The 16,786-nt window shown below is 53.5% G+C and carries 7 protein-coding genes; 4 read left to right on the forward strand and 3 right to left on the reverse strand.

Going from position 1 to position 16,786, the window contains the following annotated elements; all coding sequences use genetic code 11:
• Positions 1-6: 6 nt before the first annotated feature.
• Complete coding sequence (locus AC2FIP_RS04730) at positions 7-1,164, reverse strand: MFS transporter (protein WP_496785348.1); 1,158 nt, start codon at positions 1,162-1,164, stop codon at positions 7-9.
• A 192-nt stretch (positions 1,165-1,356) separates the two neighbouring features.
• On the reverse strand, positions 1,357-8,925 hold the full coding sequence (locus tag AC2FIP_RS04735; RefSeq protein WP_496785349.1) for a hypothetical protein: 7,569 nt from the start codon (positions 8,923-8,925) through the stop codon (positions 1,357-1,359).
• Positions 8,926-9,593: 668 nt separating this feature from the next.
• Between AC2FIP_RS04735 and AC2FIP_RS04740 the strand changes: the two genes are divergently transcribed.
• The 3 genes from AC2FIP_RS04740 to AC2FIP_RS04750 all read left to right on the forward strand — a co-directional run bounded on the left by AC2FIP_RS04740 (position 9,594) and on the right by AC2FIP_RS04750 (position 15,179).
• The gene (locus AC2FIP_RS04740; RefSeq protein WP_496785350.1) at positions 9,594-10,487 is read left to right on the forward strand and encodes a helix-turn-helix domain-containing protein; all 894 of its coding nucleotides are present in this window, start codon (positions 9,594-9,596) and stop codon (positions 10,485-10,487) included.
• A gap of 752 nt (positions 10,488-11,239) precedes the next feature.
• Positions 11,240-13,933: an autotransporter outer membrane beta-barrel domain-containing protein gene (locus AC2FIP_RS04745; RefSeq protein WP_496785352.1), complete on the forward strand. Its 2,694-nt coding sequence runs from the start codon at positions 11,240-11,242 to the stop codon at positions 13,931-13,933.
• A 583-nt stretch (positions 13,934-14,516) separates the two neighbouring features.
• A complete protein-coding gene (locus AC2FIP_RS04750) occupies positions 14,517-15,179 on the forward strand; it encodes a hypothetical protein (RefSeq protein ID WP_496785354.1) in 663 nt (220 codons plus the stop codon).
• A gap of 209 nt (positions 15,180-15,388) precedes the next feature.
• On the opposite strand, the gene AC2FIP_RS04755 is transcribed toward AC2FIP_RS04750, so the two are convergent.
• The gene (locus AC2FIP_RS04755; protein ID WP_496785355.1) at positions 15,389-15,598 is read right to left on the reverse strand and encodes a hypothetical protein; all 210 of its coding nucleotides are present in this window, start codon (positions 15,596-15,598) and stop codon (positions 15,389-15,391) included.
• Between the two features lie 209 nt (positions 15,599-15,807).
• Here AC2FIP_RS04755 and AC2FIP_RS04760 point away from each other — a divergent pair, with 209 nt between their 5' ends.
• Entirely contained in the window at positions 15,808-16,476 is a 669-nt protein-coding gene (locus AC2FIP_RS04760; RefSeq protein ID WP_496785356.1) for a Hint domain-containing protein, read from the forward strand.
• Positions 16,477-16,786 lie beyond the last annotated feature (310 nt).

Genomic DNA, 16,786 nt, shown 5'->3' on the forward strand with positions numbered 1-16,786 from the left:
AAAATACTACACTTGCCGCGATGATGTCTTTGCGCCCAGCGCTATGCAGGGAACCAAGATGCAGGGGATGAGCGTGACCAGCCCTGCAATTCCCAAGAATGCCGAGGCTAGATTGATGCTGTCAGATGTGAAGCCAATGAGTATTGGACCAACAACATAAGCTATGTTCCCTATTGCAGAAGCTCGGGTAATCGCGAAGACACGGTGATTGTCGGACACGTATTGCCCGAGGATGGTAAGTGCAAAGGGTGAAATCAATGCAAGAGAAAGTGACGCCATCGTAAAACCAACATAGGCTTGAGTGGGTACAGAGGCGGTTGCTGCGATCGCGAGGCCTATTGCCGCTGCAGTAGCCGCGGTAGCAAGTACGATAATCGACTTTATTCGTTGCGCTAGCCAATTCCCGGTAAGCAGTACAATACCGTTGGCCAAAGCAGCCAGTGCTGGAGCATAAGATCCTTCACCTGGGTCGCCGCCCAGATCCCGCTCAATAAACAATGCTGACCAGTCGCTAGTGGGTTGTCCGGCAAGGTATTCAATAAAGATGATCGCTGACGCCATTGCGAATACAAGTCCCAACCTTGAACGGCCAATCACACTATCCTTGATCTTTTTCGCAGGTTCTGCGCGCATCCAAAAGGACAAAGCTAACATGAGAACGCAAATCCCGAACAAGATGGAAAAAGTCGAATACCCTGCTTCGCGAGCCAGACCAGCCATGAAGGCGGCGACTGCGTACGAAAAGGAATAGAATGACCAGGTCATCGCCATAAGTGGTTGCTCGCGACGTGCTTCAACTTCGGAAACACGCGCGTTCGACAGCACATCACTTTGGCCAATCCAAAATGATATGAAGAAAAACGTTGCAGCCAGCCACCATATCGAAGTCAGCAGACCGGGAATAAGCAGGAGCAGTGCCGCCAAGCATGTTGTGATGGACATGGAATAGGCTCTGAGCCTCTGATCGACCAAAGGTGCCGCCAGCATCCCAACCACACCGCCAATGGCTGATATCAAAAACGCGATCCCAAGTTCGGTGTCCGTAGGATCCGTCAGTTCGACAAATCCGGGTACCATCGCCGCAATTGCTCCCCACAACATACCTTGGGCTACGAATGCAACAATTGCAGGGCGCGTCTCTGCGAGCTGAATCAATCCGACCATAAGCAGCAAAACTCTTTGGAAAATGCGAAAACCACCGCCCTCAACCTTCAACTCTAGGCATAACTGGTTCAAGTGCTTTCGTTGTAAGCATGTGCTTTTCGTAGCACTCCTTCATGGCCGAGACGATCGAAGATCACCTTATACCTTTCCAATCCACCCAGACGGAAAAAGGCGCAATACTCTATCAGCAAGTCAGAACAGGTATGAAAGCCTCAAGTCACCACCATATGTTTGTTCATTCTCACCCAATAGTGCGCCAACCGAGAGTTTCAGAGTTGTCTGCTTGCCAATCCGGCCTGCAATGCGTGCCTTTAGCTCAAAGAACTGATCGTCATAATTCGATGTCGACCTGAAGGTCCCCGCAGTTGCGGCGTGATCAACTGCCGAGACGTCGCTTTCAAAGTCATCGCCAAAAATGCCCAGGTAGCCAACGCCAAAGCGCATATCCATCGGGCCGTTTTTGGTTTCAAGATCCCATCCGAATTCGACACCTGGGTCTATCGAGTACTTGGTTGTCGATGAAGAACCAATATCAAGACTGAACGGCAGCGATCCACCGATTTCGCTCCCATCTTGTCCTACCCACGTCACGCCAAGGTCGAAGTAAGGTTCGATGAATGAGCCACCAGACCGTTCAAAGAGCTGCGAAACACGCCCATGTAGCGCCAGCCAGCTATTGGAGATATCGTTTTCAGTCGGCGACACGCTGAAGCTGTCTAGACCATTTCGGGTCAGGCTATAGTCGCCCCGTCCACCTGACAGCGAAAGTGCATAGGTACGATTTTTGTTTTCGCGTTTGAGGACCGCACCGACGTTGTATCGGTCGCCATCGCCAGAAGAAATTGATGTGCTGTAGTTCACGCCTTCGTAGGACAACGCACCGCCCAAGAACCATCCATCCGAGACCTCAATCTGAGCACCCCCTGCGATACTCCAAGTGTTTTCATCAAATGAAAGATCGCCATTGTTTGCGTCCGCATTTCGCGTCAGGCCACCAAAGGAAAACCATGAACAAGTTCCCTCATGCGAATAGGAAATCTGCCCGTCTTCATTTGCTTCTGGGCAAGACATCAGACGCTCTGAAAACCGGTATGAGCTTCGCAATGACGCGTCCGACAAACGTAAGACATCTGCACTGGCGACATGCTCGTAAATCTCGACCACTTCCTCAACTGTTTCGACGGCAAGTAACGGGAAAACAAATGCATCCACATTTGCGAACTCATCGCTGCCCGACGCGACAGCGGTGTTTCGTGCGTCTGCCAGTCTACCTAGGTATCCTGCAACCGAATTTAGGTTTGGATTGGAGGCATAAACGCTGGGCTGAGAACGCGTAGTATCTCGGGTGTCATTCACCCCAGAACTTATCGGCTCAGATTCCCAGGCCGCATAGTTAACATCATAATTTAGCGAAAGAATATCTTCCCCATTGCTGGTAGTCTTTGCCAGACTATAGGTGACAATAGCGGTGTCACTAACAGTCAGATCGGTGGTTTCCACAGTAGTTGCTCCGTGGACAATCTCAATGCTTCCTGTCGCGCTATTGATAGGCAAATGATCAACCGGGTTGGCCACGACAGTCCCTGCAAGGGTCGCAGGGCCATCCTGAATAGAGATCAAATCGCCAGAGTTGCTGTCAAAGTCGAAATCAACCCAAAGAGATCCCGTATCAGATTGTGTGATTGAACCGGTTAGCTGAGTGGTGGCCACATCGCCCAGGGTTCCTCCCACGCTACCGATTGACCCGGCTGACATAGTGCCGTCGTTGGTCAATTGTGACGTGCTTGTCCCTAAATCGAAAACAATTCCAAGACCAAGCGATGCGTCCTCATAGTTGTTAAACGCATTCTCGGTGGCAGAACCATTTCCCTTTGTCGCAACCAGCGATACTGAGCCCTCCCAGATGCCGTAGTTGTCCACAGCCATTTCGCCATCATGGTTCTTCAACGCATAGCCATATGTAACACCCTCCGAGGAAAATGTTTCTGACCGCTTTATGGTGCCATGGTTGACAAGACTGTTGTCACTGTTCCCCATTCCCCAAAGAATGGCTTCTGTCGTGTCTTCGCTGGCGGTGATCGATCCCCCCTCGTTGACCGTTAACGAGATCGCGCCATCGCCATCATAGCCATCGCTTTGCAGAAATACGCCACGGCCATCCACTCCGGTCGCGGTGATATCGCTATTCACGATCAAGGTCACATCACCTGCATCCTGACCACCAGCGGAGCCGGCATCAACATCCGCTCCGCTGGCACTTTGAGCAAAAACACCCACAGCACCGGCACCCGAGACCGATATAGGTGCATTCACCGTGACATTCACATCACCGCCTGCACCATTGTCTGCTCCACCACCGGCCCAAGATATGGCTTCGCTTTCAGCATCGGTAATCAAGCCGCCCCAGCTTGACGCACCGCCACCACCGCCAATCGATTGAGCCCAAACGCCATGTCCGCGAATGCCGGTCGTGGATATTCCCCCAGACCCGTTGCTTGCATTTCCAATTGTAACGTCGACTTCACCGCCGTCGCCACCGTCGCCCGCGACCAAAGCTGTCCCCACGGCAATACCAACGTTCAGATCAACGCCAAATTCACCAGTCAACGCACGCGCAACAGCGCCTGCGCGACCGCCTCCGCCACCTACAGACTGAGCGAAGACGCCCATTGCATCAATTCCTGTGGTAGCGATGTAACCTGTCGACTCAACCTCGACCGTATGGCCATTTCCGCCATTTCCACCGGTTCCACCAACGGCGAACTCACCAATACTACCCGCACCCGTCGACGCGGTGCCGCCATTGCCGCCGCCTCCGCCGATGGATTGCGCAAGGATTGCATCTGCTGCAAATCCTGCGGTCGAGATCGAACCGGAATTGGTCACAGTAACGGCGTCACCATCACCACCGCTTTCCCCTTGGCCACCAACTATCGCGGAAACGGATCTGAAAGAACGGACGTTGCTAAAGCCTTGACCTGCTGCAGCCGAGATATACCCGAGAACTTCGTCTGCCGTGGCATCCGGTAGAACGTACTCAAGGCCGAGCGAACCACCGCCGCCATTGCCGCCGCCGCCGCCAATCGATTGTGCAAAGATGCCGTAGCTTTCAGTGCCCTCTGTCTCGATCGTTGCAGCGTTGTCTACGACAACCGCGCCACCATCGCCGCCGTTTGATCCGTTGCCACCGATCTCGACACTGGCTGATGCCGAATAGGTTGTTTTGGGTGAATCCTCATCGGTTGAGGAGGCACACGTGACCGAGCTTGGCAGCACCGCCTTGTCGAAGGTGCAGGCCCCTACAACACTTTGATTGTAACCCGAAACGGAGCCTCCGTCACCGCCCCCACCTCCAACGGATTGCGCGAAAATACCGTAAGAAATGCGGTCCGCCACCTTGTTACCGTCATCGTCATATTCTTCGTAACCCACTTTGATGCTGCCGGTATTGTTGACCGTGACATCACCGCCATGGTTACCACTTCCTCCTTTGCCGCCAACCGAGATCCCAACATTGACGCTACCCGTCTTGTCGGTGGTGCCTTGTTGGCTTGAGGTATAATCGAAAATAGCAGTCCCTGCGTTTCCAGCGCGGCCGCCTCCGCCACCGACGGATTGGGCATAGAGGCCGTGCGACTCTACACCATTTGTTGTCACGGCGGCCGAATTCGTTACGGAAACGTCACCTGCAGTTCCGCCCCCTGCACCCGACCCGCCTACGGCAGCTTCAAAGTTTGCGCTACTGCTCTCGGCCATTTGGATCGCAGCAGCAACAGCATTCCCACCATAACCGCCGTCACCACCAATTGAAGTTGCCATGATCCCGTCAGAATAAGCGCCAGCGGTGACAATCGAGATCGTGTTTTCAACGCTCACATCATCGCCAACGCCGCCTGATCCTCCGTCCCCGCCAACTGTGACATCGGCTTGCATTCCAGCGTCAGAGCTGAGCGTGAGTGCACCCGAATAGGACGAACCACCGAATCCACCATTTCCACCAACGCTCGAGGCAAGAATACCCCGTGAAGCATAGCCGTAGGTCGTAATCAGGTTCGACGAGTTTACCGTAGATGTAGAAGTTGCGACCGTAACGGTACCTGACGAACCACCGCCCCCACCGGCACCGCCAATAGTAACGCCGGTTTGCGCAGAGTATTCTCCCGCGCTCAGGCTACCTGCCGCGGAGAACGCACCATGGCCACCGCTGCCGCCAAGGCTCATAGCCATGATTGCATCCGCATAGTCACCTGAAGTTAGCACTTGGCCCGACTGTTCAACCGAGACATCTCCGCCGGTTCCGCCGCCGCCACCTTCACCACCAACTGTGACCTGAGCCTGCCCCATCGAGGATGTCGTGCCCGAGATCGCGGCAGTAGCGCTACCACCGCCGCCGCCAACGCTCATAGCCTTGACAGCAGTTGCATGATCTCCTGCAGTCTGCACGAGGTTGTCCGTGGAGACAGAGACATTCCCAGCCTTGTGCCCTCCGCCACCGTTTCCTGAGACTGATACTGTGGCTGCTCCGGTCGATGTACCGTCTCCTGCGATCGAGATACCGCCGCTGCCTCCGCTGCCGCCAACCGACTTAGCCAGGATCCCAATGGAATTGTCTCCAGCTGTAGAGACCGTGCTGGCTATTCCCAAAGTCACATCCGCAGCATCGCCACCGCCGCCACCTGTTCCTCCAACCGCAAGGTTCACTGCACCCGAACTCGTTAAGGATCCCGCAATTGTCATCGAACCGTGGCCGCCACCGCCACCGATTGATTGCGCGTTGATCCCGATTGCAGAACTTCCTTCTGTGCTAACCGCAGTGGTATCATCCATGGAAACCGAAACACTGCCAGCATCGCCACCTGCGCCACCGGCTCCGCCGATAGACAAGTCCGCATCAGCTGTCGACGAACCAGTTGCTGCGACAACGAGCGCCGCATTGCCGCCATTGCCGCCAACACTTTGTGCGAAAACACCATCCGAGGCGTCACCCGTGGATGAAATTGCAGCTGTTCCAGTGATATCCACGGAAACCGTGTCAGCAGATCCACCACTACCTGCGGCACGTCCAACTGCTGCTGAGAGGCTGATGTCCGAAACGGCATTGGCATCAATCGAGATGCCGGACGACCCACCACCGCCGCCTACAGACTGTGCCTTTACGCCGGTGGAATTGTCTCCGGACGTGGCCACATTACCGGCACTGCTCACCGTCACAGCGCTGGCGTCACCGCCGGTTCCGCCCTCACCGCCAATAGACGTACTGGCCGCAATGTTTGAAGAATTTGCAGAAGAAATGGACATTCCACCAGTGCCGCCGCCACCGCCGACCGATTGGGCATGGATTCCTGCAGAATGATCTCCTGCAGTTGTCACGCTTGTCATGGCCGAGGCACCATTCGCCCCGGTAAAGGACACCGCAGCGCCGTCACCGCCAGCTGAGGCATCGCCACCGGCACCTACGGACATATCAATCACTGCACCTGCGCTGGCCGAAATGCCGTATCCGCCATCTCCGCCGCCACCGCCAATCGATTGCATGTAAATGCCGGTGGAGTGGTCACCCTGGGTTTCAACAGCACCGGTTCCCGTACCGACCACGGCGATGGCCCCGCCATCGCCACCAGCTCCGCCATTGCCACCAATCGCAGAGGAGAACTCTGCGCCGACCGAGATCGAATTCGACCCTGATCCGCCGCCACCGCCGGCACTCTGCAAAAAGATTCCGTCGGAATCCTCGCCTTGGGAAGAGATAGTCGCTCCACCGGATGACCCCACGGCCATGTTTAGGGTGGCATTAATGGTGCCACCATTACCACCGTCGCCGCCAGTACCGCCAATTGAGGTCATTCCGCTGGTAGAATGGCCTCGACCACCGCCGCCGCCGATTGTCTGGGCGTGCAAAGCATCAGAATATGCACCTATGGTCCCGATCGTTCCGTTAAGATCTATAGTGACCGCGCCGCCATCACCGGCGGAACCCGCATCGCCGCCAATGGCAACAAGTCCGGTTGAAGATCCCGATGCTCCACCGGAGCCGCCTTGGCTTTGCAAGACTATCGCATCCGCGTTGTCACCATTGGTGTTTACGGCACCACGACCGGTGAAGGACACCGCGCCACCGTCACCGCCAGCTGATCCATCGCCACCTAGCGCGACAATCCCGTCGGCCGAGCCGCCGATGCCACCTCCGCCGCCAACCGATTGAACATAAGCAGCAACGCCATAGTCAGAATTCGTGACAATGTTCGCTTCATCATAGAGGGTCAAACTCGCTCCGGCGGATGCTCCTCCTGCCTGCCCGCTAGCTCCATAAGTGTCTAGGCCAGAGCTTGAGCCGCCTACCCCACCAAGCCCGCCGACCGATTGCAAGACCAAACCATAGACCTCGCTGTCCGAGGAACCAGCACCTAGATATCCGTTGAAATCCAGGCTGACATTGCCGGCACCGCCGCCGCCGCCGCCACCACCGGATTTCCCACTCGACAATCCGCCACTGCCATCGCCCCCATCGCCGCCGCTGCCACCCAATGATTGCAACACAATGACTGGTTGATGGTAGTTTTCAATTTGGTTGCCGCTATTGCTTAGATCAACAATCACATTTCCGCCGACACCACCCTCGGCTCCGTCGCCTCCGCTAGCTTTGTAACCATTGCTTCCATCGCCACCAGACCCACCGTGCCCGGCCTGCGACTTAAAGAGAAAAGTCGGCTCAACAGAATAGTGATCATTCCATATGATATACCCCTGGCTTGCATCGAAATTGATGTCACCGCCATCGCCACCGGTTCCACCATTTCCAGCCTTGCTATCATCCAGATCACCACTTGCGTTGCCACCATGGCCACCCTCGCCGCCGATGGATGAAAAGGCCAGAAAGGTCTGCGTACCAGTTTGTTCGTTGTTCAGGTAATTGTAGAGCGTGAAATCGATGTCGGCACCGGCCCCACCGACGCCGCCTTTACCTCCGGTTGCGGTCTTTAACACGCTAAAGCCTTCACCGCCATGGCCGCCTTCACCACCTTGGCCAGTCACCGACAAAAGTTGAATATCGGTATCAACGCCTTGTGTTTTTCCAATGCTGAGCGTGATCGATTCACCACTTCCCCCGGCTCCACCCTCACCGCCATGGCCGTTACCTAGATCAGACTTTCCCGAACCGCCTTCTCCACCATCTCCGCCATAGGTCCCGAGGGTAACGTCGGTGCCCGACATGAGACCAGAATCCCAATACAACAAAACCGGGCCACCGGCTCCACCGTCGCGTCCATCGCCACCTTCATGAGTTGAGGTCGAGGTGTCGCTGCCATTGTCGTTTCCGCTGTGCCCTTTTCCACCTGTGCTGGTCGAGTAAACGACGCTCCCGGTCACTTGTATGCCATAAGTCTCGTCACCGTTTTGACCGTCAACGACGATCTCAAGTTCGCGACCGCTCGTACTGTCGTCAGTGTGGTTCTCACCTTCTTTGCCTGTGGACGTAAACCAGAGGCCATAGTTCACACTGTCTGATTCATTGGTCAGGAAATCCGTCTGCTGATCCATATGAATACCATAGTAGTCACCGCCTGCCGTATCGGATCCGTCCGTATCTTCTTCTTTGAACGAAGTGAGATCGCCCTGACACCGCCAGGTGGTCACGTCGGATTCGAAGTAGCATTCATCTGCCAGCGCCTGCGACCAACCAAAAACCGTGAACATCACAACCAGGGATGAGGGTGTTCCGGACATGACAAAAGCATGCGAAATCGTTGAAATCGGTTTCATGTAACGTACCCGTTTTTTGTTCTTCAGAGCAAACCTCGGCTCACTCATTTTGATCCAAGACGTAACAATTCAATCCGGGTCGTTCATTGTCACAGCGTCTCAGTCTGCAACTGAGGAAATGACCTCGATCTTTACCTCAAAAGTGTCTGTAGTTTCTGGACCTTATTGGGTGGGCGGCCCTTGATCTGCCATCAGGCAGGTCGTCGAGATGGACTACATCAGAACCGCTTTAGTTCAACTTAGCCCGCGGAATGCGAGACAACTCCTAGTTCAGAAATCGGAGTTGGACGGATCGACCTGCAATTGGTCGGTCATGTTCCCGAGAAACATACACGTCAAACCCGTTTGTATTTTCGCCATAATTGAAACAAACTCTAAAAATACTCATTTAGGTGTATGTTAAGTTTAGAAGCTGACCGATGGTGTGTCCTGATGTTGAGGAATGGCACGGGAGTATTGATCCATACGATGCCACCAGCGCCGGGGCACTAAACAACGACACACTGGCTTATGTCACATTCGGCACCGAGCGGAGTGAGTTTTGTTACATCGGTTAGCCATGATGGAGCATTTGTACGCAAGTGACCAGCACAGGAAAACCTGCCCAAGAGGGCCATGACCCAGTTCCAGTGTTTACGATGACTTCTTCGTGCTCACTGGAAGAGCAAATGGAGTTCGCCTTGGACACCAATCGCGAGGGATTTGATGTTGATTTGGCAACAGATCTCGAGCGAGTGAAAATCGACCAAAAGATGTGGTTCGCAGACAGTTTTGCCCTTTCCGCCGGAACGTGGAATGGCCTTGCCTTTTCTCGCATTCCCAACAAGCATTCACTAAATGACGTTTTCGCGATTGAGATCCTGTATTCGGGGGTCGAGCACTGCCATACTTCAGGCGACCGATCAGAATTCAAAGTTTCGACGACCCATATGCATTCGGGTAGCGAGTATCGAGATACCTTGGAAGATGCGACTACAGCGGGCCTCTACGTCCCAATTGAAGCTGTCGGGTTTGATCCTTCTAAACACACAGAGCACCTGTTTCATTCATTGGATTCATCAATAGGCGCGCTTATTGGAACTGCCCTGCAGAATGTAGTCCAGCGTATGCCCTACATGCCCGCAAATGACGTGCCTGACGCTATTGAAGAAGTAACAGATCTGGTTCGCGACCTTATTCTGACCAATCGAAAAGACGTCAATCGGGGCAATGTTTCACGCGCCCGTAGGCTGGCGATTGACGCTTATATCGACGAACACATCTTTGACACGACGCTGAACGCCAACAAGCTTTCAAGCGAATTCGCGGTATCCCGCGCAAGCCTGTACCGTCTATTCGAAGCTGACGGCGGTGTAGAAGCCTATATCATAAAACGAAGATTGCACCGCACCTTGTTGACACTCAAGCGCACGACATCGAAACGCGGAGCCGTACGCCGGATATCGGAGAGTTTCGGCTTTTATGATGCCGGGAACTTTACGCGTGCTTTCAAAAACGAATTTGGCTTTAAGCCATCTGAGGTTCTTGGCACGGGCGAAATCCAAGTCACAAATCTGGTATAGTTGATACTGGTTAGAAACGAACCCGGGTACGACACGGTACAACGCGTTAGCTGTCTGAGAAACTTGGGTTATGCGACCTTGGGAATTTCAATTGTAAGTTTTGGTCCCGTTTCGATTGAAACCATCAGCTTATTCTAGGCTCAAGACCCATCGCCAGTATATGACCAAATACTAGATGCGATCCCTGAATCGCCAGTTCCAATCAGAGTTGATTGACCCACTTTCTGACCACATTGCCTTTGCCGTGCGGACTTGAGCCATAGATGCGCTCCCAAACCGAGCAGAAACTTGGCTTCACTGTTTCTTCAACAGTAATCCGGCATTTGATTTAGCCGATTTACGAAGAATCAGATTGAGACGTGGAGACAGTGATCTGCCGCATTCGAGCCGTATTATTTTTACACGCTAAAGGTGTAAATAGGTGCGCACTTTATTTTCGTTAACGATTTCAGCGGCTTAATAACCGCAAACTTGTCAGTCGAATACTGAATTGTCAATTGTTTTGGCAGGTGAAGGCGTTTGCGTTGGTTCAGCATTCAACGCAGTGCGAATTCGCAGCTGGAATTGAAAGAATGGCTGCCCGTATCACCTGAAACTACCGGAAATAAATTCGGGATAATCCCCGAGTGCATTTCTAACGACATGGCAATTCCTGGTTGCAAATTAAGTAGTTAGGGATCGGAACTTTGAAGAAAAACATCACAAACATCACACCCGCATATCAGTCATCATATCTGTTGCGGGGAGGGCGTATGACAAAACACAAGGGTCGGGTGGCCAGTTTTGCACCGTTACTTGGGCGACTAGGCAGACATGCCGCATCAGGTGTGCTTGGCTTGGCTCTTATTTTTGGCGGTGGAACTGCTCATGCAGGTGTTTGCTCGGGGACCGCTACCCCTGGTAGTTTTCTCTGTAACGGAGGAGCAAACCCCGCCTCTGATATCCCTGTCTACATCAATCGAAACGGACCAGTCATCGTAACAACCGAGGGGGGTTTCGATCTGAACATCAACAGTTATCCCAGCAACAATGCTTTTGATTTAACTGGTAGCGCGATCAACTTCACCGATGGGGTCGCTTCAACAATCACGGCCTTGGGCTCGAACTCCAATGGAATAGATGCGGATGTTCAACTTGGTTTTTCGGGCGATATTCAGATTACTTCAAATGGCATTATCAGGGCTGGACGCGCAGGGATCTTTGTAAGGCAAGGAGGGTCCGGGGGAGTTCGGATAAACACCAGAGATGTGACCGGTCAAAACACCCACGGAATCTTCACGAGGACAGACACCGGAGGAACCGGTGACGTGGAAATAAGTGCAGGAGAAGTCAACAGCCGACTGGCCGGTATTCGCTTGGTTCATTTCGGAGGTGGTGATGTCCGGATTGATGCCGGGATCATTAACAGCACAAACGGAGAAGGCATAAGCGCGATTTCTCTTGCAACCACCGACTATGACATGACGGTTACCGCACTTGGCTTGATAACCAGCGGAGGACCGGGAATTGCCGCACGGCACAATGGTACCGGGACCTTGGCGATCACGGTTCTGGGTTCGATCGATAGCCAAGGTGGGGTTGCAATCGCTGCTGATACCTTAGCCGGACAATTGTCTACGATCGACATTCTAAGTGGTGCGACGGTTGTTTCGCGCTCCGGTCAGGCGATCACGAACAATGAAGGCGACAGCCGGGTGACGGTTGAGAACGGATCTATCGTTCTTGGTGATGTTGTGCTGGGCGGCGGCCGGGATGAGCTGATAGTTGAAGGGGCTGCGGATATCAGTGTACCGTCGCGCATTGACGGCGGCGACGGTACCGAAGATCACCTGACGCTATCGGGGGTATCGGGCCGATTTGACTTCGATCCGTTTATGAACTGGGAACACCTGAAGCTAAGCAATGATTCCGATTTGGGAATAACCTCATTCTTCGCCAATCAGTTTGACACGATTGAGATTGACAGTGGTGCGATCATGAATGTGTTGCCCGGATCAGTCATTGAGAGTGATCTGACTGTTCAAGCAACTGGCAACCTACGGGCACAAGCAGGATATGTGACCCGATATCTTTTGGACGGCAGTGTTTTAAATGACGGGTTGATCTCGGTTTCTGACACCGTTGCCGGTGACGAGTTGTTCTTTGGCCGGAATCTGTCAGGCAGCGGTACAATTGAACTGGATGTGAATTTCACCAACGGAGCAAACGATTTCGTGCAAGTGGACGGTGACAGCGCAGGGGCCAGTCAAGGCTTAGGGGTGCAAAAGATAGGCAGCGGCAATGGTCGTTTAAAGGAGTTCACGCTTGTCAGAGTGTCGGGCTCCAGCACTGAAACCGATTTTCGCCTTGTTGATGCGGATTTCGTTACAAATAGCGGCGCACAGGCGATCAGCGATGGCACCATTTCCTACGTACTGGAATACGATGCCGCCGCCGGAGCATTCGTTCTGACGCCATTTACCCGCCCGGGAACACCTGGTGGTGTGAATGGCAATCCTGGTGGAGATTTCCTGGCTGCAAGTGCCCAGCAAGCGAGCGATCACATGGCCTTTTCAAGTGCATTGCAGCGTGTTCGGATTGCAACGCGAAGCAGCGGCACTGAAGCCAATACGGTCAGTCGCTCGCTTAACAAACTGACATCGACCACGCGACCCTTGGTCTGGGTTCAGGCCGAGGGACAGCGTGACCACTACGAATCCGGTGGCCGGGATGTAACAACCAACAGCGGCGGCTTGCGATTTGGCGCCGGTCTGCCCTTGGGTGAAGTCGCGGGTGGGCAAGTGTTTGGTGGGCTCGAGTTTGGTGTAAGCAGCCTATCAACCGACATAAGCACTTCTTTGACCAGTGCCGATGTCTCGACCGACGCCTATGACGCGACACTCAGCTCGCTTTGGGTTGCGGATAGTCTACTCTATGTCGACGGTCAGCTTCGCTATGGGTATTTTGATAGCACCACTCGCCCCAACGGGGGCGAGTCTGTGGACACCGACAGCAGCGGGTACGGGATATCTGTCGAGATCGGTAAACCATTTGCGATGCAAAACGGGCTGACGCTCATTCCGCAATTACAGCTGATGTACAGCGATATTGACATGGACGATGTTGCGGATCTGGCAGGCGGTGGTCAAACCGGCTCATTGGTAGATGGTGATACTCTAACAGCGCGGTTCGGGATGCGTGCAGAGCGCGCTTTTTCAGACTACTCAGTTCTCTATGGTCAGATCGACTATTATCACGCATTCGACGATGAAACCTCGGTGGCCTTCGGCCAGAACACGGTGCTGACGGAGCGTGGCCAGAACGCCGTCGCGCTGGCCCTTGGTGGCAATATCGAACTGTCAAGCCGAACGCGCGTGTTTGGCGAACTTATCGCCGAAACCGGACTGGGCGGCAGTTCTGACGACTACGCCTTTGGCGGAAACATTGGCTTTGAGTTCAGGTTTTGAAAACTAGCTAATGCAACCTCACCCAACACAGCGAACCTTAACAGGAACTAAATGGGGCGATCACTACGCAAATGAGGTTCTTCATGACGTGAGTCTATCGTTTCAATCTATGCCTCCCCCCTCCTGCATTGATGTGAAACGTCAAACCGCGACGCGCTTGGAACCCGCAGTTTTCGACGCGCCCTTAGCGGGCCTCCACTCCGATCCCTGGCTCGCTAAACTGCCGTCGCAGCTCGCAACAGCTGCGGCGGCTTTTTTCGGTAGAGTTTGAGGAAAGCGAATGCCCGGAAGCTCTAAAGGGAAGCTGGGCTAAAAAAGGATAGTACCCTTGAAACATGATCGGCACGCAAGTTGAAACTCTTTGGTCAACACCAACCGGTAGAGCGAGAAATCTACGGCACGGAAAAAAATTGATACGCTCAGACAACGATCTCACGCTCAGATCTTGCTAATTTGAGTTCCAGCTTGATCGCAATTCTGCGGTCATGAACCCAAAGCTGATGGCCTCGAGTTTTGGGGATTTGGCTACTAGCAAGGTAGAGCAGAGAGAACTGGTGAATTGCTGCACTTAATTGATACCAACATGGAGCGAAAAAAGGGTAACCGGGCACCTACTCGTTGCGGTTATCGAGGCTTTTTGAGCTATGTGTCTTTTTCGTTTTGCGCGCTTTTTATAGTTGCAATTGGTTCGAGTCGGATGGGTTGCCCTGAGGCCACCGGCATAGCGCATGGTTGCGCCGAAAAGCTGATAGTTAGACTCAATCCTTCCGTCTCACTGCCAACAAAGGTCGAAGACTTGAGGCTCATCGTTGCACCTACGACATCGAGTGCGAGTGTTGAAGCGTCTGCGTTGAGCTACGAAGGTGAACACTTCCCAAGAATGGTGATTTCCTCGCGGGATAAAACCGCTTTAGATTTCGATATTGCGAAAAGCGCAACGGGAACAACGCAACGCTCAAATAGGCACAACTTCAATATGCAAAGCGACATCAGCTACGATGAATCATCTAGCAAGCCGACACAGTACTCAAGCATTGGAGTGGGGACAGCGGGCAGCTTGTACGATTCAACTGACGCTGAATATGACATAAGAGAAGTTGGGGGTGAACCGACTAACAACTTTGGCGGAGGCGGCAATGAAACTACATTCATTAGAATTCATCACGGAACTGTTGGTGACGCTGCTATGGATGCTGAAGCACCCAGTGAATTGATCAAGATGCGCAATCGCCTTAGCGGCAGTTGACTTATTTGGGTTCTTCTTTCGTCGAGTGCGTCCAAACTCAGCGACCGCTTCCGATCCGACAACGTCGGTCAAAGTTAGAGCGCTCAAACCGGTAAAGGTAGCTGTACTCAAGAGTATTGGGTTTCATGCCAAGGTTGAATGGAACAACAGGTAGTGACGATATTGAGGTCACAAACGATAGCGGCACGCTAAACGGTAATCCAGTTGGGTCACCGATCGACAATGTTCGTGGCCGGGCTGGCGATGACCAGATTGTAATAACCAATAGCACCATCGCGAATACTGGCCAGGGCAATACTGGCAATGTGGTGGGCAATGCTGGAAACGATACCATCATCGTCTCCAACAGTGTCATCGGCGGCCGCATTGCCAGCGGTGCAGATGATGATACGGTCGAAGTAAGTGGCTCGACCGTCCAATCTATTCAGCTGGGGGGCGGTGACGACACGCTGACGTACGCAGCACTACGATCAACGGAGTCGTAGCAGGCGGCGGCGGCAATGACACTTTGATCCTGCCCGAAGGTACCATTGTTGATGATAACTTTTTGGGTACTTTTATCGTTCAGGCCGGGTTCACTTATCCTCTGACCAGCGGAACCATTTCGCTCCCGTCATCGGGGGGTCGAGTGCCCTATTCGGCATTCGAAACCGCCACTGGATTCCCGTGTTTTACCTATGACACACTGATTGCTACAGATCAGGGCCTTTGTAAGATCCAGAACGTTCGGTCTGGAGATCTGATTAGAACGGTTGGTAACGGGGCGCAGCCTGTACGTTGGACCGGGCGGCGGGCATTCACGACTGATCATCTCGATAGCGACCCCAAACTACGCCCTGTGCGTATCTTGGCAGGCGCTCTTGGGCAGGGAATGCCAAACCGCGATCTGCTGGTATCTAGACAGCACCGAATGCTGGTTCAATCAAAAATCGCACAGCGCATGTTCGGAACACCCGAAGTTCTTATTCCCGCGATCAAACTGACTTCACTGCCGGGTATCTACGTTGATCACGAGGTTCAGTCGGTGGAGTATTTCCACCTTTTGTTTGACAGACACGAAGTTATCTATGCCGAGGGCGCGCCGACTGAGAGCCTGTACACCGGGCCTGAGGCATTGAAATCGCTCAGTACCGCCGCGCGGTGTGAGATATTCAAGATATTCCCGGAAATGGCCGATCACGATCACAGCCCCGATCCGGCACGGCTGATCCCTCGGGGGAAGCAGCAGGCTCAACTAATCTCTCGCCACTCAAAGAACGATAAACCTTTGTTGTATACGCCGTTTGGGACCGCCTAGGGTGTGGCTGCATTAGGAATAGCATACCAGCATGGTCTATTACTTAAGAGAATGGGATCGCATTTCAAACCTTTGGACGACGGCTGCAACGAGAATGGAACGATGAAAGAGCGGCAACTGAAGAAGTACAGGAAATTGCACCAGAACCCGATGACGAATGGGAAGTCATTGCGCTTGAGAATGGTCTGTCTGTCCGAGCTTATCGAAGTCGTGTTCAAACTGGTTGCCCTGCACCAATCGCTGCGACGATGGGGCTTAGTTAGCGAAATTGGTAGGTCCATCTTACAGGCGCACGTACCGGCCCGTTGCG

The organism is Ruegeria sp. CDSB114, assembly GCF_059611025.1.